Raw genomic sequence first — 16,658 nt, forward strand, 5'->3', positions numbered from 1 at the left:
CGGGGTCTTAAACAATAAAATGGCGATCCCTGAAGGACTCGAACCCTCAACCTGCTGATTAGAAGTCAGCTGCTCTATCCAGTTGAGCTAAGGGACCGCAGGCTGCCTAAATGCGACAGATTGCGCGGGCGTGCAAGTTTAGATCGCGCGGGTCAGGTAGACGGAATTGGGATCTTCGCGATAGCTGCCAAAGGGTGGGCATTCCTGAAAGCCTGCGCGCAGATACAGGATGCGGGCGGGTTCGAACGAGGGTTGTGTGCCGGTTTCAAGGCTGATGCGGGTGAGCCCGTCACTGCGGGCCTGCGTGATCAGATGGTCAAGCATCTGGCGCGCAAGGCCACGTCCGCGCAGTTCGGCCAGCACATGCATCGACTTGATTTCGGCGTGTTCGGGGGTGAGGCGTTTATAGGCGCCCATGCCGATCACCGCCGTCCCCTCGCGCATCACAAAGAACGCGACTTCCGGGATGGCCAGCGCCTCGGGGGGCATCATGTGGATCGATTCAGGGGGCGTATCGACATGCATCGCGTGATGGTGACGGGCGTGCAGATCGGCCAGATCCGGCTGCAAGGGCGACTCGCGGGTGATCGTGATCATAAAAGCTCTCTCGTTCTCTAAGGCACTTAGGCCACCTGACCTGCGGCCCAACCCGAGGCCCAAGCCCATTGGAAATTATACCCGCCAAGCCAGCCGGTAACATCGACAACTTCGCCGATGAAATACAGCCCCTCAACGGCGCGCGCCTGCAGGGTTTTGGCATCCAGCTCGGTGGTGTCAACGCCGCCCAGCGTGACCTCGGCGGTGCGATACCCCTCAGACCCGACAGGGCGCACCTGCCAGCGATGCACCCGCTCGGCGATCTTGGCCAGCGCGGTGTTGGGCTGATCGGCCAAGCGCCCCGTCAGCCCGGTATCGGTCACGACATACTGCGCCAGCTTGTCGGGCATGTGGCGCGCCAGCGCATTGTGCAACGCCTGCTTGCCTGCACTGGCGCGCTGATCGGCCAGATCGGCGGCGATATCGCGCCCCGGCATCAGATCGACCTCGATCGTGTCACCCTCGCGCCAATAGCTGGAGATCTGTAAGATCGCAGGCCCAGACAGCCCGCGATGGGTGAACAAAAGCGCCTCGTCAAAACCGATCTTGCCATGCCCGACGCGTGCCTCCAGCGCGATGCCCGACAGCGGCGCGGAGCGGGCCAGATCTTGCTCGGCGAAGGTCAACGGCACGAGGGCAGGGCGGGTCTCGATCAGGCCCAGCCCGAAATCGCGCGCGATCTGATAACCGATCCCGGTCGCGCCCATCTTGGGAATCGACTTGCCGCCCGTCGCCACGATCACCGAGTGCGCAAGGATCGGCCCCGCGCTGGTGGCAACGCTGAACCCGTCTGCGGTGCGGCTCACCCCCTCGACGCTCACTTGTAAACGCAACGCGCCCCCCGCCGCGCGCAGATCGCGCACCAGCAGATCGACCACCTGAGTCGCTTTGCCATCGCAAAACAACTGACCCAGATGTTTTTCGTGCCACGCAATCCCCGCCGCGTCGATGCGGGCGATGAAATCATCGGGCGTGTAGCGCGACAGCGCCGACAGCGCAAAGCGCGGATTGGCCGACAAAAACCGCGCCATCGCATTTTGCCGCGTGAGCGCGCGATTGGTGAAATTGCATCGCCCGCCGCCCGAAATGCGAATCTTCTCGCCCGGAGCACGCGCATGATCGAGCACGATAACGCGCCGACCCCGCCGCCCGGCTTCGATCCCAGCCATAAGCCCAGCGGCACCTGCACCCAGAATGACGACATCAGTGGTTTCCATGCCTGTCCCTTGCCCGAGCCCGCGATCACACGCAATCGGAAATTTGCGCGATTTTTCCCTTGCAGCGCCGCGCCGCCTTAGCTAGAAACCGCGCCAAGTTGGGATGTAGCCAAGTGGTAAGGCAACTGTTTTTGGTACAGTGTACCGTAGGTTCGAATCCTACCATCCCAGCCAACTTCCTTTAGAACGGCCAGACCCTTTCCTGACATCGCGCTGCTAGGAACGATGTCCTAGCGTGCCAATGTCCGCGCAGAGGCAACCGGGCTTGGCAGCCAGATTTCCCCGGAGCCAAGGCGCGACACGAATCAGGTCGGTCTTCCAAGTCTCCGGGGTGCGCGCTGAGGCGGTGCAGGATTGGACGCGACGGTCGAGGTCGCGCTAAGGTCAAAACACATTATGCGCCATTGCCGGGGCAGGGGGCGCTTGGCTTAGGCTTTCAGCGCTGCCAAAGCCGTTTGCAGATCAATCGCCCCGTCATACAGCGCGCGCCCGGAAATCGCGCCTGCGATCACGCCGGTGTCGCGCAGGGTGATCAGGTCGGGCAGCGAAGACACCCCGCCGCTTGCAATGACCGGGATGGAGACGGCACGCGCCAAAGCCTCGGTGGCGGCGATATTGGGGCCGCCCATCGCGCCATCGCGCAGGATGTCGGTGTAGATAATCGCGGCCACGCCTGCGTCTTCAAAGCTGCGCGCGAGATCGGTGACCATCACGTCGGTTTCCTCGGCCCAGCCTTTGGTGGCGACTTTGCCGTTGCGCGCGTCGATGCCCACCGCGACCTGACCGGGGAAAGCGCGCGCGGCTTCGCGCACGAGGTCGGGGTTCTCGACGGCAACGGTGCCAAGGATCACGCGCGAGAGGCCACGTTCCAGCCAGCGCTCGATCGTGGCCATGTCGCGGATACCGCCGCCCAGCTGTGCGGGCACTTTGATCCGCGCGAGGATCGCCTCGACGGCAGAGGCGTTGACCGGTTCCCCGGCGAAAGCGCCGTTCAGATCGACCAGATGCACCCACTCGCAGCCCGCTGCCTCGAATTGCGCGGCTTGCGCGGCAGGGTCGTCACCGAACACGGTCGCCTTGTCCATCTCGCCATGCAACAGGCGCACGCAGTGCCCGTCTTTGAGGTCGATTGCGGGATACAGGATCATCACGGCTCTCCATCGTTTTGCGCCTCATGCCACGGCGCGGGGCCACGGGGCAAGAGGCGCTCAAAGACCTTGCACAGATTGACGCGGACGTCACGTCAGGCTTGCCCGGAATCGGGCGCCGTGCCCTGATAGCCGCGAGATCGGTAAAAGGGAGGAAATTTACCATGAAGACAGTGATGCTGGCAGCCGCAGCACTCGCGCTCAGTGCGGGGGCGGTTTTCGCCGACCCGATTGAGGGTATGTGGAAAACCCAGCCTGATGCGGGCAAATTCGCCTATGTCACGATCAAACCCTGTGGGGCTGCGTTTTGTGGCAACATCACCAAAAGCTTTGATGCCAAGGGGCAAGAGGTCAAGACCGGTAACGAGGGCAAACAGATCGTCATCGACATGGCGCCCAAGGGCGGCGGCAAATACGAGGGCAAGGTCTGGCGTCCGTCCAACAACAAAATCTATCTTGGCAAGATCACCCTTCAGGGCAACGCAATGGCGCTGGCGGGCTGTGTTGCGGGCGGGCTGTTTTGCAAATCGCAGGATTGGCAGCGCGTGAAGTGATTAGCTGAGGCTAAGATCGGCATAGGCGAAACCGTCACGCAGCACGGTTTCGCCGACCTCTACGTTCAGCGGCGCATCAAAGATCGGACCGGCTGAGACGGCGGTGTGGAATTCGCCGTTTTCGCCGCACTGATCGACGCCTTCGGGCAGGTCGGCCAGCAGCTGCGCATCAAATTTGCGGCCCGCGAAGGATGGGTCAAGTTTGGCCGGGTCCACGGTGACCAAATGGGCCTCAAACCCCAGCGCGATAATCTCGCGCGCCAGTTCATCGGTCGCGCGCCCCCAAAGCGGGAACAGCGCGGTAACGCCAAGCGGGGCCAGTTGCGCGATGCGGTAGTCGCGCACGTCCTGCAAGAACAGATCGCCAAACACCATCGTCTCGACACCCAGCGCGCGGACCTGATCCATCGCGCTTGCCATACGCGCCTCGTAATCCTCGTTCGCGCAGGGCCAGGGCAGCGGCACTTCGATCAGCGGCAAGCCCGTGGCCGCCGCCTGCGCACGCAAAATAGCGTTACGCGTGCCGTGCATCGCAACGCGGTCGAACGCCTCATTCGTGGTGCAGAGCAGCGCAACGACATCGGCCAGACCTTCGCTGCGGCACATATGCAGCGCCATCGCGCAATCCTTGCCCGAGGACCAGGACAGGACCGCCTTCGGCGCGCTCACGGTTTCCAGCTAAGAAAGTTTGCGATCAGCCGCAGGCCCGTGGCTTGCGATTTCTCGGGGTGGAACTGCGTGCCCACGACATTGCCGCGTCCGACGATTGCGGTGATCGGCCCGCCATAATCAACATGGGCCAGCAGATCGCTGCGCTCGGCCACTTTGAAGTGATAGCTATGCACGAAATAGGCGTGATCACCGGTTGCGATCCCTGCCAGCACCGGATGAGGGTTGTCGATCACCAGATCGTTCCAGCCCATATGCGGCACTTTCATCGCCGGATCATCGGGGGTGATTTTGACGACCTCGCCGGGGATCCAGCCAAACCCCTCGGTTTCCTCGAATTCCAACCCGCGCGTCGCCAGCATCTGCATACCGATGCAAATCCCAAGGAAGGGGCGGGATTTCGCCGTCACCGCCTCGTCAATCGCCTCGGCCAAGCCGCTAAAGCGGTGCAGAGCGGCGCGGCACGACGGAAACGCCCCATCGCCGGGCAGCACGATGCGATCGGCGCGCGCCACCACGTCGGGCTCGGATGTCACGACGATTGTGCCGTGGCCGGTTTCATCGGCCATGCGGTGAAATGCTTTTTCCGCCGAATGCAGATTGCCGCTGTCGTAATCAACCAGCGCCGTCAGCATCAGAGCGCCCCTTTGGTCGAGGGCAGGCTGTCTGCCATGCGCGGGTCGGCCTCAACAGCCATACGCAGCGCGCGCGCAACCGATTTGAACGCGGCTTCGGCGATGTGATGCGCATTCAGCCCATGCACCCGGTCGATATGCAGCGTAATCCCGCCATGGGTGGAGAGCGCCTGAAAGAACTCGCGCACCAGTTCGGTGTCAAACGTGCCGATCTTGGCGGTGGGCATGTCGCAGTTCCACACCAGAAACGGGCGCGCCGACAGATCCAGCGCAGTGCTGATCTGCGCATCATCCATCGCCAGCGCGAAGTGGCCATAGCGGCGAATCCCACGCTTGTCGCCAAGCGCCTTGGTCAAGGCCTGACCCAGCGCGATGCCCACATCCTCGACCGTGTGGTGATCGTCGATATGCAGATCGCCCTTGGCGCGGATGGTCATGTCGATCAGCGAATGGCGCGAGAGCTGGTCGAGCATGTGGTCGAAAAACCCGACGCCGGTCTGGTTGTCATAGGTTCCCCGACCGTCAAGATTGATCTCGACAGAGATATCGGTTTCGGCGGTGGTGCGGCTGATCGTGGCCTTGCGCATCGGGCGGCTCCTTGTTGCTGTCTGCCTTATAGGCCGCTGAAAAGAGGTTGTTAAGCGTTTGTCCCTTAAGATCCGTTTTGCGCCTCTTTCTTAGCGCGATCTTAAACGGAACCTGCTTTTCCCTACCAAACATTTGCCAGTGGAGACATCGATGAAGGTTTTGATCCTTGAGGAAAGGTCATTGGAGATGGCGCTCGCGACGCAGCGCCTGCAATTTCTGGGCCATGAGGTGTCCCATACCGACAAACTGCCCCCTGCGATGGCTGAAATGCGGGTAAATACGCCCGATCTGCTGCTTGCCAACCTGTTTCCCAACGCCGGGCACGGGGATGTGGAAAGCGCGATTTCAGTGGCGTTGGCTGGGCAGTTTCGCAACCCTGATCTGGTGACGGTGCTGCTCTCGGATAGCACGCTGTTTTCGCAAGGTGAGTTGTTCTCGATGCTGTCTTCCCTGCGCTGCGTGCTGCGCCGCCCTGCCGATGTCGAAGACCTGATGGAAATCGTGACCTATTTCCTCGACCACGGCCCGGTGGATTGCGCACCCAGCCCCGATACACCCGATATTTGCGCCAAATGTCTGCTCAGCGATCATTGCAGCCGGTCTTCGGGGCCAAAAACTTGCGTGGCGCCGCCCTCGGCGGCTGCCGGATGATCGGTTGGTAAGGACGGAAATGACAAAGACCTCCCCGAAGGGAGGTCTTTTGTTTTTGGAGCGGGCGAGGCGATTCGAACGCCCGACCCTAACCTTGGCAAGGTTATGCTCTACCCCTGAGCTACGCCCGCATCCTTGGGTATGTCTGAACTGGAGCGGGCGAGGCGATTCGAACGCCCGACCCTAACCTTGGCAAGGTTATGCTCTACCCCTGAGCTACGCCCGCATACCGGTTCAGTGGTCGCGGATTTAGGGGATCGCGCGCGCCGCTGCAAGAGGAAATTCATCGACCGCGCTAATTTTCGGAATTTACGCAGGCGGGCAGGGTGCGTTTGGTGGGGATTTATGCGCGCCCCGTTTCCCTTAGCTTGCGGGGCGCTCGGCCCAGCCGGCAAAGACCTTCTCCAACGCCACGACCGCATAATACAAAACGATCCCGAGAAACGCGAGCGCGATGAGCACCGCAAACATCAACGGGTAATCGCCATTGGTCGCACCTGATTGAAACAGCGACCCCAACCCTTTGCCATGCGGAGAGATAATCTCAACCAGGTTGGTGCCGATAAAGGCCAGCGTGACCGAGACTTTCAGCGCGCCGAAAAACTCGGGCAGGGTCTTGGGCAGCGCGATCTTGCGGAAAATCGTCAGTTTTGACGCCCCAAGCGCGCCAAGAATATCGCGGTATTCCGGCTCTAGCGTGGACAGGCCAATCCCGACCGACACCGCGATTGGAAAGAACGAAATCAGGAACGCCATCAGCACGGTATTGAAATCATGCTGGCCGATAAACAGCAGCGCCAAGACCGGCACCAAGGTCGCCTTGGGGATCGCGTTGAACCCCACCAGCAGCGGATACAGCGCATCGCGCGCGGTTCTCGAAAACCCCATGACCATGCCCAGCGACGTGCCAAACACCACCGCCAGCGCCAGCCCCGCCACCGTGCGCCACAAGGTCTGCCAGCTGTCGATCAAAAACAGCTTCCAATATTTCTCATAGGCCGCAGGCAGATCCGAGGGCGAGGCCATCACGTAATTGGGCCAGTTATTCGCCCAGACGATGAACTCCCAAAACGCCAGAAACGCGATGATCGACAAAAGCGGCGTGGCGATTTTCTTCCAATCCATCAATGCGCCCCCCCGTCACGGCCCTGCGCAATACGGATCTGATCGCGCAGATCATGCAGCATATTGACGGCCGTGGGTTCATAAAGAATGTCGATCGTCCGGTCGCTGGGCAGATCGACATCGAGAACATATTGCGTGCGCGCCGGACGCCCCGACAGCACGACCACCTGATCGCCCAGAAACACGCTTTCGCGCAGGTCGTGGGTGATCAAAACGGCGGTAAACGGTTCGGCGGCGCGCAGATCGCGCATCGTTTGCCACAGGTCTTCGCGCGTGAAATTGTCAAGCGCGCCAAAGGGTTCGTCCATAATCAGCACTTCGGGCTTATGCACGATAGAGCGGCACAGGCTGGCGCGCTGGCGCATCCCGCCGGACAGTTCCGAGGGACGCTTGGTCTCGAACCCCTTCAGCCCGACCATGTCCAGCAGATGCTCTGCCCGCGCGATCTTGTCGGCGCGCGCCATGCCAGGGGCGACGATTTCCAGCGGCAGAATCACGTTTTCAAGGATGCTGCGCCATTCCAGAAGCACCGGATTTTGAAACGCCATGCCCACGGTCTTACGCGGCCCGGTGATCTTTTCACCATGCAGAAAGACCTCGCCCTGATCGGGCTTCATCAGCCCCGCAACCAGCCGCGTCAGCGTGGATTTTCCGCACCCCGAAGGGCCGACCACCGCGCAGAACTCGCCCTCGGGCACTGACAGGTTGAGGTCGTCCAACACCGGAAGGGGGCCGTGTTTGGTTTGATAGGCGTGCGTGACGCCGCGAATGTCGATAAGCGTATCCATGAACCTGCCAAACAAAAAAGTGGGGACGAGCGACGGGAGGAGCCGCCCGCCCCCGGGAGGATCAGTCGATCTTGAGGCTGCCATCTTTGGGCAGATAGGTGCTGTCGAAGTAAAGCGCCGCATCAGGGGTGTGCGTGAAGTCATAGACCAGTTTGGTCTGCTCAATCGCTTTGTCCATGCGGGCCGGATCAATGCTGCCCATGCCATTTTCCTTGACGAAATCGGTCAGGACGTTGGCATCAATCGCCATCTGCAACCGCTCGGTTTCCAGCGCCTTATCGGCCGCCGGATTACGTTTGATCAGCGCATCCACCGCCTTGCCCGGATCGGCAATCGCCGCTTTCCAGCCTTGGGCCGTGGCTTCGATAAAACCCGTGATTTCATCGGGATGGGCCTTGGCGTAATCGGTGTTCACGATGATCGCATTGCCATAAAGCGCCACGCCATAATCGGCCATCAGCAGCACCGATTGTTGATCGAGCGGCACGCCAAGGCGCTTGAGGTTCAGCGTTGAAGAGAAAGAGAACCCCGCGATCGCATCGACCTTGCCCTGTGCCAGCATCGGCTCGCGCACCGGAAAACCAACGGGATCAACGGTGATCTTGTCCATATCCAAACCAGTCTCGGCGGCGAAGATCGGAAATTGCGCCCAAGCGCCATCGGGCGGCGGCGCGCCCAGCACCTTGCCCTCAAGATCCTTGGGGGTGTTCACGCCCAGATCCTTGCGCCCGACCACCGCAAAGGGCGGCTTGTCATAAACCATCATCACCGCCGTCACCGGCGCGCCGGGGTTCTGGTCGAGGAACTTCATCAGCGAGTTGATATCGGCAAATCCCACCGGATAGGCCCCCGTCGCGACCTTTGGAATCGCATCAAGCGAGCCTTTGCCCTCGGAGATTTCCACATCAAGACCCGCATCGGTGTAAAACCCGTCATCCACGGCTAGAAAATACGGGGCGGACGGGCCTTCGAATTTCCAATCCAGCGCAAAGGGAAACTTGGTGTCCGCCTGCGCGAGTGTCGCGCTAAAGCCGATAAGCGTTGCGGCGATCAGGGGGGGGTTAGGGTGAAACATCGCGATCCTCATTGTCATCATCCGGGCCGATTGGGCCGTTTGAAATAATCGTGCGCACAATGGGGCGGGGCGAAAGGCAATAGACGAAGCGTCCCGGTGCCAAGGTGTCAATCACGGCGGTGTGATGAAACTCTGGGCGAAAAACTGAACGATTGCCAGTTTTTCTTGCACAATCTGAGGTCAAAGGGCGATGCGGAGCTGCAAAAAACCCTCTGTGTCTAAACCTAACGGCGTCGCCACCAGCCCGCTTTGGCCCAGTGCGGCGAGGTGGTTGATGGCATCCGGGGCCGTGCGGCATATCACATTGGTGCCCGTCATCGCAGCAAAGCGCCAAACCTGTTGCGCCGCGATCTGCAACGGCTCTGATCTGCATGCCTCGTTCATCAGCAGGTCGCGGATTTTCACGCTCTCGCCGGGCAGGGGGATGGGACGCGCGATCACGCCGAGACGCGCACATTGCGCAAGCCGATAGCTACTGCTTAGCAGCACAAATTTCTGCGTAGCTGCAACGGGTTGGCCTTGGTAACACAGCGCACTCACACGCCCCGGCCCGGCGTGGTGCAGATTTCCCTCGCTGTCGTAAAGCGGCGGGCGCGAGATATCGAACTCGTATGTCACCCCAAACATGACGTCGAAATTGTAACTCGGATAGGTTCTGTCGCGCAGCCAATGGTCTTGTGAGCCCGGTGAAATTTGATGAAAACTCCGCGCCGAATATTCCAGCCATTTGCGCAGTTCGGCGCCCGAAATCTCGATCGCGGCCAGCGTGTTGTTGAACAGATAGAGGTCGTCAATATGGTTGATCCGCAGCGGTCCGGGCGCGATGGCGACATAGTTCCCCGGCCCGCGCCGCCCGCCCGCCTTGAACGCGGACGCAGCGCATAAAAGCGGCAGTTCGGATTCGGGCAACCCGGCCAAAGCGCGCGTGGCATAGCGCATCTGCGCATGTGCGACCAAGGTCATGCAGGGATCGGCCCCGAGCAGCGCGAAATAACTATGCAGCGGGCTTTCCAGCGTGCCGATTTCGCGCCGGATATGGGCCAACGTGCTGTGATGGGCACGCTCGCAGGCGGCGATCACGGCGGGGGCCTCAAGCGCGCGTGGCTTGCGCAATTCGGCCCGGTGGCGCGCGATGCGCCACCGCCCGCCCTCCGGTTTCGCAAGCGTCAGATCAAGCACGCCGAGATGGTCGCCAAAGGCCCCGGCATTAAGCGCGGGCTTGCCACTCAGCGTAGCGCGGATCGGATCGACACCCTCTGCGATAGGGGTTTTTGGATCAGGAAAGCACTGGTGGTCATGCCCGGCCAAAATCACGTCGATCCCGTCGATGGCGGCAATATCAACGGCGGCGTTCTCGGGCTTGCCGCAATGGGATGCAACAGGGGGCAGTGGGGCGACCCCGGTATGGGCCAGCGCGATCACCAAGTCGGGTTTGGCGGCCAAAATCGGCGCCATGAGGGCACGCGCGCACGCGACGCTGTCGCCAAAGCGAAAGCCATCCGCCCCCTCGCTTTGCACGAACGAGGCGGTTTGCTTTGGCAAAAAGCCGATCACGGCGATGCGCAGATGATGACAGGCCCCATCGCTATCAAACATCTCGCGGTCCAGCATCACCCAAGGCGGCAGGACCAGCGCAGGGTGGGCGCGCTGCGCAGCATCCGAAAGCTCTAGATTGGCGCTGACAATCGGGAAGTCGGCGGCATGCACGGATTGGTTGAGTTGCTCAAGGCCGAAATCAAACTCGTGATTGCCCAAATTTCCCGCGTCATAGCCCACCGTATTCATCGCCGCGATCATCGGGTTGATGGCTTGGCGATCTGCGCCCGCGGCCTCTCCCCAAAGCTGGGTCAGGGGCGTGCCTTGCATAAAGTCGCCATTGTCAAACAGCAGGCAATTGGGCGCTTGTCTTCGCGCCTGCGCAATCTCGCCCGCAAGAACTGCAAGCCCTGCGCCATCACTGGAGCGATCGGTGAAATAGTCATAGGCGCGCACATGACCGTGCAGATCCGTGGTCTCAAGAACACGCAGCGCGAGTGTCACCGTCTTCGCGCAGGCGTCATCCTGCGGCGCATGAAATGGCAGCCCTTCCATCACTATCCCTTTGCCGCTGTGGTGCGACTATATGCGACCGCTCGTTGACCGAGCTGGCCTATTCCCCTTGAATGCAACCTAAGGTAGAGCGTGAAAAATCGCTAGTCAGTAAATTCCCCGTGACCCGTTTTCCAAAAACATTATGCCGTTTTGCAACATCTCTGTGACTGGCCAAGCCCGTGCCGATATGGGATGAGCGTTGCAAACGGAGTCCGGTCATGCCTTTTGAGCGCGCACAAATTCCATCTGAGCAAGTCGATCTTCCCGCCTTTACCGGTGATACTGCGCTGGATCGCTGTGGCGAGTTGCGCCGTGATCCGCAGGCTTTGGGCGTGTTGCGCGCGAAATCGGACACGCGCATCTTGCCGATCTGGCGGGGGCGGCCATTGCTCACGCCCGAGGGGTTGGGCCTGCTGGCCTCTGATCATGTGCTGTTCGACACCCTCACTGGCCCCGAGATTTTTCTGGGTCGGTTAACGGGCGAAGTGGCGGGTGCTTTTTTCGCCCGCGATGTTTCGGCCCACGAGCTTGCCGGCCCATTGCCCGAGGGGGCTGCATTTTTCGACGCCAGCGAGCAGCATCACCCAAGCCTGCCCGACAGCTACCGCTTTGCCGAGCTGCGCGGCGCGATGGCGCGGCTGGATCCGCTGGAGGGCGAACTCGCCGCCACCGCGCGGTCGATGTTTGAATGGCACCGCACACATGGGTTTTGCGCCGTCTGCGGTGCGCCCAGCCAGATCGAGGATGCAGGCTGGCAGCGGCGCTGTTCCCGTTGCGGCGCGGCGCATTTCCCGCGCACCGATCCGGTTGTCATTATGATGATAACACGGGGAAATCGTCTGTTGCTGGGGCGCTCTCCGGGGTGGCCTGCGGGGATGTATTCCATACTTGCGGGCTTTATGGAGCCGGGGGAAACGGTGCAAAAGGCCGTGCGCCGCGAGGTATTTGAGGAAACTGGCGTGCAGGTCGGGGCGGTGCGTTTTGTCGCCTCGCAGCCCTGGCCTTATCCGTCTTCGCTGATGCTGGGCTGTCACGGCACGGCGCTAAGCGAAGAGATCACCGTCGATCCCACCGAGATTGAGGACGCGATCTGGATCACCCGCGAGCGGCTGCTGGAGGTCGTCGCAGGACGTGACGCGATGATTTCTCCGCCACGTATTGGCGCGATTGCGGGCTGGATGATGCGTCAGTGGCTTGCGGATCGTCTGGTTTAAGGCCAGTTTGCCCGCGATTCTTCGGGATCAGGTGTAATGGAGTGAGCCTATGAAGTTTTCCACCCGCAAAGATATCGCGGCCCCGGCCGATTTTATTTTCGACCGGCTGGCAGATTTCGGCTCGTTCGAACGGATCGCGATGCGCCGTGGAATTTCGCTCAAGCGTCTTGATACGCTTGTCGTTCCCGGCGCGGGGATGTCATGGGAAATCGGCTTTCGCTTTCGTGGGCGGGAGCGCCAGATGATCACCGATCTGGAGATTTTCGAGCGCCCCGAGACGCTAACCTATGCGGGTAAATCCAGCAGCTTTGAGGCGCGTTTGGAAATGCTCGTGACCGAACTGTCCAAGACCCGCTCGCGCATTCTGACCGCGCTGGAAATCAAGCCGCGCACCTTGGGCGCGCGCCTGATGGTGCAATCGGCCAAGCTGGGCAAAGGTAATCTGGACCGGCGATTCGATGATCGTATCGGCCATTTCGCCCAGGATATCGAACGTCAGGCCGAAAAAGCCGCGCGCGTCTAAGCCGCCGCGCGTTAGCCTTTGCGGCGCGGATCGGCGGGGTAAACGCCCAGAATTTCCAGATAATCGGTGAAGTAATCCAGCTCTTCCAGCGCCCGTGCAAGGGCGGGATCGTCGGGATGGCCTTCGACATCGGCATAAAACTGCGTGGCGGTGAAATTGCCCCCCACCATGTAGCTTTCCAGCTTGGTCATGTTCACGCCATTGGTCGCAAATCCGCCCATCGCTTTATAAAGTGCAGCAGGGATGTTGCGCACGCGAAACACGAAAGTGGTCATCATCAGATCCCCGCGCGGGGTCAGATCGGCGGCTTTGCCCATGATCAGGAAACGCGTGGTGTTATGGGCGTTATCCTCAATGTGGCGGGCGAGAATGTTCAGACCATAGGTTTCGGCGGCCATGTCTGACGCCAGAACCCCGACCTCACGCGTCTGCGCCTGCGCCAGTTCGGCGGCAGCTCCTGCGCTATCGGCTGCCGACTCGCCGCGAATGTTGTAGCGCGACAGGAAACTTGCCGCTTGCGGGATCAACACCGGATGCGCGCGCACCTTTTCAAGTTCTTCGATCTGCACGCCGGGCAGGGCCATCAAGCTGATATGAACGCGCACAAACGCCTCATCCAAGATGCGCAAACCGCTTTCGGGCAGCAGGCGGTGAATATCGGCCACGCGCCCGTAAGTGGTGTTTTCCACCGGCAGCATCGCCAGATTCGCCGCGCCGGTTTTGACCGCGTCGATCACATCTTCAAAGCTGCGGCACGGCACCGGTTCGAGTTCGGGGCGCGCGTCGCGACAGGCTTGGTGCGAATAGGCCCCCAACTCGCCCTGAAAGGCGATGCGCGCGCTCGCAGGGGTGCCCGAGGGCGTGGCGTGTTTATCTGACATCGGGCGGTTCCTTTCACGCGCAGGCCACAGCGCAGTTCGGGCCTGATCCGTGCCTAGCCCGCCTAGCCTGTGAAGAAAAGAGGGCATGGCCAAGCCCGTTCTTCCCGACGATGCAAGGGGCCTCACGCTGGGGAAACGGGGCGAAATCACGCGAAAACCGATCACGGCAAGTAAAGTTCGCTTGATTTGCCACACCTCAAGCGGGTAGATGCAAGAGACGAATACGACATATCCAGGGGCGGAAAATGTTCAACACGATGACCCTCACCAAACTGGCTGGCGCACTTTTGGGCGCGCTGCTGTTTTTTCTGCTGATGTCTTGGGCGTCAAGCGCGCTTTATCACACTGGCGAGGCCGAGGATCATTCCGGCGGCGAACATGAAGTCGCCGCTGCCGGCCCGACGATGTCCGCCGCGCCCGGCGATTTGCTGGCAACCGAGGGGGATGCGGACGAAGCCGAAACCGAGGCCGTGGAAATGATCGCGCTGGGCGATGGCGATGCGGGCAAGGGCGCAAAGGTTTTCAAGAAATGCGCCGCCTGTCACAAGGTTGACGGCAAGAACGGCGTTGGCCCCCACCTTGATGGCGTGATCAATCGCGCGGTCGCTTCGGTGGCTGATTTCAACTATTCCGACGCGATGAAATCGCATGGCGGTGAGTGGACGCTTGAGGCAATCAACGACTATCTCACGAACCCCAAGGAATACGTTCCCGGCAACAAGATGTCCTTTGCTGGTCTCAAAAAGGCGGAAGACCGCAATAACGTGATCGCGTATTTGCAGGAACACACCCAGTAAGGCGCGTTTGCGCAATCTGTTGCAAGGGCCGTTCCCGCGATGGGAGCGGCCCTTTCACATTCGCGCGCGCCGCCTTACAGTTTCGTAACTTGCCCGTGGGGGCATTGGGCCGCTAGCTTGGCCGCGATGCCGTCCCGGACGGTGTGACAACGGAGAAAATGTGAATGGTGCAGGCGCGAGTGGCAGTAAAGTCGGGTGAGATGACGCAAGCAAACCCGATTGCAGGCAGCGCCTTGGCGTTGATTGCAGGGGCGATGATCTGGGTCGGGCTGGCGCTGGGCGCACATGCTCAAGAGGCAACGCCTGCTGCGGCGCAAGCCGATGCAGGGCAGGGCGATGTGATCACCACCTACGGCATCGCCACGCTGGGATCGCTGAGATACCCTGCCGATTTCGCCCATCTTGATTACGTCAACCCGGATGCACCCAAGGGCGGGGAAATCTCGGAATGGGCGCCCGGCGGCTTTGACAATTACAACCCCTACTCGATTCAGGGACGCGCCGCCGCCTTGGCCTCGGCCCCGCTGGAATCGCTGATGACGGGCACCGCCGATACTGTCGGCGAGCTATACTGCCTGCTGTGCAAAACCCTTGAGTATCCGGCCAGTAAGGATTGGGTGATCTTCACACTGCGCGACGGGATCACCTTTTCGGACGGAACGCCACTCACCGCGCAAGATGTGATGTTTTCCTATGAGCAGTTGCGCGAAAAGGGACTTAGTTCGTTTCGCGCCGTGATCGCCCAGCAGGTAAAATCCGCCGAAGTGATCGACCCGAAACATATCAAATTCACCTTCATGCCCGACGCCCCGCGCCGCGATATCATTCAGGCCGTGGGCAGCCTGCCGGTGTTTTCCAAGGCGCAGTTCGAGCGCGACAAGATCGACCTGTCGCAAACCTCGAAAGTGCCGTTTATCGGGTCCGGCCCCTACATGTTCGACAGCGTGAAAAATAACCGTGCGATCACATGGAAACGCAACCCCGATTACTGGGGCGCAAACCTGCCGATCAACAAGGGCCGATCCAATTTCGACACCATCCGCATCGAATATTTCGGCGATTACCAATCGGCGTTTGAGGGGTTCAAGGCCGGCACCTACACCTTTCGCAACGAAGCCAGTTCCAGCATCTGGGCCAATGGCTACAACTTCCCCGCGCTGGAAAAGGGCGAGGTGGTGAAGGCCGAACTGCCCGACGGCAATATCGCCTCGGGGCAGGCGTTTGTGATCAACCTGCGGCGCGCGAAATTCGACGACATTCGCGTGCGCGAGGCGCTTGGGCTGATGTTCAATTTCGAATGGTCCAACGAGACGCTGTTTTACGGCCTTTATGATCGCGTCGAGAGCATCTGGGAAAACTCCGATCTGCAAGCCAGCGGTAAGCCCTCGGAGGCGGAGTTGAAGCTGCTCACGCCGCTCGCCAAGGATCTGCCCAAGGGCGTGTTAACCGATGATGCGGTGATGCAGCCCGTGTCTGGCAAGCGTCAGTTGGACCGTAAAAACATGCGCAAGGCTGCCAAGCTGCTGGAAGAGGCGGGTTGGATCGTGGGCAGCGATGGGATGCGGCGCAATGCCAAAGGCGAGGTGTTGTCGGTTGCGATCCTGAATGACAGCCAGACCTTTGACCGGGTGATCACGCCCTACGTTCAAAACCTGCGCGCGCTCGGGATCGACGCCAAGATGGACCGCGTCGATGACAGCGAATATGAAAACCGCCGTCGCGCGCATGATTTCGACCTGATCACCACGCATCTCGGGCAAGACGAAATTCCCGGCTCTAATCTGCAGCAGTATTTCGGCTCCAAAAGCACCGAGGATGTGTTCAATGCGATGGGGCTGCAAAACCCCGCCATCGACACGCTGATCAAGTTGGTCGAGCAGGCGAAAACCCATGAAGAGCTGACCACCCGCGTTCATGCGCTTGATCGCGCCCTGCGCGCGATCCGCTTCTGGGTGCCGCAATGGTATAAGCCCACCCACACGGTCGCCTATTACGATATGTACAAACATCCCGAAACCTTGCCCCCCTATTCGCTGGGAGAGCTGGATTTCTGGTGGTATGACGCCGAGAAGGCCAAGAAACTGAAGGCGGAAGGTGCGTTCTAA

General features: G+C 60.6%; 17 protein-coding genes and 4 tRNA genes. 7 read left to right on the forward strand and 14 right to left on the reverse strand.

Features of this window, described 5'->3' with window-relative positions:
* Positions 1–20 precede the first annotated feature (20 nt).
* From DT23_RS14275 to DT23_RS14285, 3 genes are all read right to left on the reverse strand, one after another.
* Positions 21–97, reverse strand: a tRNA-Arg gene (locus tag DT23_RS14275).
* A 41-nt stretch (positions 98–138) separates the two neighbouring features.
* The gene (locus DT23_RS14280; RefSeq protein ID WP_038132262.1) at positions 139–597 is read right to left on the reverse strand and encodes a GNAT family N-acetyltransferase; all 459 of its coding nucleotides are present in this window, start codon (positions 595–597) and stop codon (positions 139–141) included.
* A gap of 26 nt (positions 598–623) precedes the next feature.
* Positions 624–1,814 carry a BaiN/RdsA family NAD(P)/FAD-dependent oxidoreductase gene (locus DT23_RS14285; RefSeq protein WP_038132263.1) on the reverse strand — a complete coding sequence of 397 codons (1,191 nt, stop codon included), beginning with the start codon at positions 1,812–1,814 and terminating at the stop codon, positions 624–626.
* A gap of 99 nt (positions 1,815–1,913) precedes the next feature.
* Between DT23_RS14285 and DT23_RS14290 the strand changes: the two genes are divergently transcribed.
* Positions 1,914–1,988 (forward strand) — tRNA-Gln (locus DT23_RS14290).
* Between the two features lie 254 nt (positions 1,989–2,242).
* Here the strand turns inward: DT23_RS14290 and hisA are convergent.
* Positions 2,243–2,962, reverse strand: coding sequence for a 1-(5-phosphoribosyl)-5-[(5-phosphoribosylamino)methylideneamino]imidazole-4-carboxamide isomerase (gene hisA, locus DT23_RS14295; protein WP_038132264.1), 720 nt, complete (start codon positions 2,960–2,962; stop codon positions 2,243–2,245).
* A gap of 164 nt (positions 2,963–3,126) precedes the next feature.
* Between hisA and DT23_RS14300 the strand changes: the two genes are divergently transcribed.
* Entirely contained in the window at positions 3,127–3,516 is a 390-nt protein-coding gene (locus tag DT23_RS14300; RefSeq protein ID WP_038132266.1) for a DUF2147 domain-containing protein, read from the forward strand.
* Here DT23_RS14300 and DT23_RS14305 read toward each other — a convergent pair whose 3' ends face one another.
* Genes DT23_RS14305 through hisB form a run of 3 tightly spaced genes read right to left on the reverse strand, consistent with a single transcriptional unit; the run spans position 3,517 to position 5,407 of the window.
* Entirely contained in the window at positions 3,517–4,185 is a 669-nt protein-coding gene (locus DT23_RS14305) for a Dph6-related ATP pyrophosphatase (protein WP_038132267.1), read from the reverse strand.
* Positions 4,182–4,820, reverse strand: coding sequence for an imidazole glycerol phosphate synthase subunit HisH (hisH, locus tag DT23_RS14310; RefSeq protein ID WP_038132268.1), 639 nt, complete (start codon positions 4,818–4,820; stop codon positions 4,182–4,184). The genes DT23_RS14305 and hisH overlap by 4 nt, the downstream gene beginning before the upstream one ends.
* On the reverse strand, positions 4,820–5,407 hold the full coding sequence (hisB, locus tag DT23_RS14315) for an imidazoleglycerol-phosphate dehydratase HisB (RefSeq protein WP_038132270.1): 588 nt from the start codon (positions 5,405–5,407) through the stop codon (positions 4,820–4,822). Before hisB ends, hisH begins: the two co-directional genes overlap by 1 nt.
* Positions 5,408–5,558: 151 nt before the next feature.
* On the opposite strand from hisB, the gene DT23_RS14320 reads away from it, so the two are divergent.
* Positions 5,559–6,059, forward strand: coding sequence for a hypothetical protein (locus DT23_RS14320; protein ID WP_038132271.1), 501 nt, complete (start codon positions 5,559–5,561; stop codon positions 6,057–6,059).
* Between the two features lie 56 nt (positions 6,060–6,115).
* Here the strand turns inward: DT23_RS14320 and DT23_RS14325 are convergent.
* The 6 genes from DT23_RS14325 to DT23_RS14350 all read right to left on the reverse strand — a co-directional run bounded on the left by DT23_RS14325 (position 6,116) and on the right by DT23_RS14350 (position 11,138).
* A tRNA-Gly gene (locus tag DT23_RS14325) sits at positions 6,116–6,190 on the reverse strand.
* A gap of 20 nt (positions 6,191–6,210) precedes the next feature.
* A tRNA-Gly gene (locus tag DT23_RS14330) sits at positions 6,211–6,285 on the reverse strand.
* Positions 6,286–6,422: 137 nt separating this feature from the next.
* Positions 6,423–7,184 carry an ABC transporter permease gene (locus DT23_RS14335; protein ID WP_038132273.1) on the reverse strand — a complete coding sequence of 254 codons (762 nt, stop codon included), beginning with the start codon at positions 7,182–7,184 and terminating at the stop codon, positions 6,423–6,425.
* Complete coding sequence (locus tag DT23_RS14340) at positions 7,184–7,972, reverse strand: ABC transporter ATP-binding protein (RefSeq protein ID WP_038132274.1); 789 nt, start codon at positions 7,970–7,972, stop codon at positions 7,184–7,186. Before DT23_RS14340 ends, DT23_RS14335 begins: the two co-directional genes overlap by 1 nt.
* Before the next feature lie 61 nt (positions 7,973–8,033).
* On the reverse strand, positions 8,034–9,047 hold the full coding sequence (locus tag DT23_RS14345) for an ABC transporter substrate-binding protein (RefSeq protein WP_038132276.1): 1,014 nt from the start codon (positions 9,045–9,047) through the stop codon (positions 8,034–8,036).
* A 180-nt stretch (positions 9,048–9,227) separates the two neighbouring features.
* Positions 9,228–11,138, reverse strand: a complete 1,911-nt coding sequence (locus DT23_RS14350) for a 5'-nucleotidase C-terminal domain-containing protein (RefSeq protein WP_051697316.1) — start codon at positions 11,136–11,138, stop codon at positions 9,228–9,230.
* A gap of 218 nt (positions 11,139–11,356) precedes the next feature.
* Between DT23_RS14350 and nudC the strand changes: the two genes are divergently transcribed.
* The gene (gene nudC, locus DT23_RS14355) at positions 11,357–12,352 is read left to right on the forward strand and encodes an NAD(+) diphosphatase (RefSeq protein WP_038132278.1); all 996 of its coding nucleotides are present in this window, start codon (positions 11,357–11,359) and stop codon (positions 12,350–12,352) included.
* Between the two features lie 49 nt (positions 12,353–12,401).
* Positions 12,402–12,875 carry a hypothetical protein gene (locus DT23_RS14360; RefSeq protein WP_038132279.1) on the forward strand — a complete coding sequence of 158 codons (474 nt, stop codon included), beginning with the start codon at positions 12,402–12,404 and terminating at the stop codon, positions 12,873–12,875.
* 11 nt (positions 12,876–12,886) lie between these two features.
* Here DT23_RS14360 and DT23_RS14365 read toward each other — a convergent pair whose 3' ends face one another.
* Positions 12,887–13,756 carry a prephenate dehydratase gene (locus DT23_RS14365; protein WP_051697317.1) on the reverse strand — a complete coding sequence of 290 codons (870 nt, stop codon included), beginning with the start codon at positions 13,754–13,756 and terminating at the stop codon, positions 12,887–12,889.
* Between the two features lie 245 nt (positions 13,757–14,001).
* Between DT23_RS14365 and DT23_RS14370 the strand changes: the two genes are divergently transcribed.
* Entirely contained in the window at positions 14,002–14,553 is a 552-nt protein-coding gene (locus DT23_RS14370; protein WP_038132281.1) for a c-type cytochrome, read from the forward strand.
* A gap of 164 nt (positions 14,554–14,717) precedes the next feature.
* Complete coding sequence (locus tag DT23_RS14375; RefSeq protein ID WP_081847201.1) at positions 14,718–16,658, forward strand: extracellular solute-binding protein; 1,941 nt, start codon at positions 14,718–14,720, stop codon at positions 16,656–16,658.

Origin of the sequence: Thioclava indica, from assembly GCF_000714545.1 — a bacterium.
In the GTDB taxonomy this organism is placed as follows: domain Bacteria; phylum Pseudomonadota; class Alphaproteobacteria; order Rhodobacterales; family Rhodobacteraceae; genus Thioclava; species Thioclava indica.

Excerpts from the sequence above, each read along its gene's own strand:
- DT23_RS14335 (WP_038132273.1), bottom strand. The coding sequence starts at position 7,184 with ATGGATTGGAAGAAAATCGCCACGCCGCTTTTGTCGATCATCGCGTTT.
- DT23_RS14285 (WP_038132263.1), bottom strand. The coding sequence starts at position 1,814 with ATGGAAACCACTGATGTCGTCATTCTGGGTGCAGGTGCCGCTGGGCTT.
- DT23_RS14280 (WP_038132262.1), bottom strand. The coding sequence starts at position 597 with ATGATCACGATCACCCGCGAGTCGCCCTTGCAGCCGGATCTGGCCGAT.
- DT23_RS14360 (WP_038132279.1), top strand. The coding sequence starts at position 12,402 with ATGAAGTTTTCCACCCGCAAAGATATCGCGGCCCCGGCCGATTTTATT.
- nudC (WP_038132278.1), top strand. The coding sequence starts at position 11,357 with ATGCCTTTTGAGCGCGCACAAATTCCATCTGAGCAAGTCGATCTTCCC.
- DT23_RS14320 (WP_038132271.1), top strand. The coding sequence starts at position 5,559 with ATGAAGGTTTTGATCCTTGAGGAAAGGTCATTGGAGATGGCGCTCGCG.
- DT23_RS14345 (WP_038132276.1), bottom strand. The coding sequence starts at position 9,047 with ATGTTTCACCCTAACCCCCCCCTGATCGCCGCAACGCTTATCGGCTTT.
- DT23_RS14300 (WP_038132266.1), top strand. The coding sequence starts at position 3,127 with ATGAAGACAGTGATGCTGGCAGCCGCAGCACTCGCGCTCAGTGCGGGG.
- DT23_RS14365 (WP_051697317.1), bottom strand. The coding sequence starts at position 13,756 with ATGTCAGATAAACACGCCACGCCCTCGGGCACCCCTGCGAGCGCGCGC.
- DT23_RS14375 (WP_081847201.1), top strand. The coding sequence starts at position 14,718 with ATGGTGCAGGCGCGAGTGGCAGTAAAGTCGGGTGAGATGACGCAAGCA.
- DT23_RS14350 (WP_051697316.1), bottom strand. The coding sequence starts at position 11,138 with ATGGAAGGGCTGCCATTTCATGCGCCGCAGGATGACGCCTGCGCGAAG.
- hisA (WP_038132264.1), bottom strand. The coding sequence starts at position 2,962 with ATGATCCTGTATCCCGCAATCGACCTCAAAGACGGGCACTGCGTGCGC.
- hisB (WP_038132270.1), bottom strand. The coding sequence starts at position 5,407 with ATGCGCAAGGCCACGATCAGCCGCACCACCGCCGAAACCGATATCTCT.
- DT23_RS14370 (WP_038132281.1), top strand. The coding sequence starts at position 14,002 with ATGTTCAACACGATGACCCTCACCAAACTGGCTGGCGCACTTTTGGGC.
- DT23_RS14340 (WP_038132274.1), bottom strand. The coding sequence starts at position 7,972 with ATGGATACGCTTATCGACATTCGCGGCGTCACGCACGCCTATCAAACC.
- hisH (WP_038132268.1), bottom strand. The coding sequence starts at position 4,820 with ATGCTGACGGCGCTGGTTGATTACGACAGCGGCAATCTGCATTCGGCG.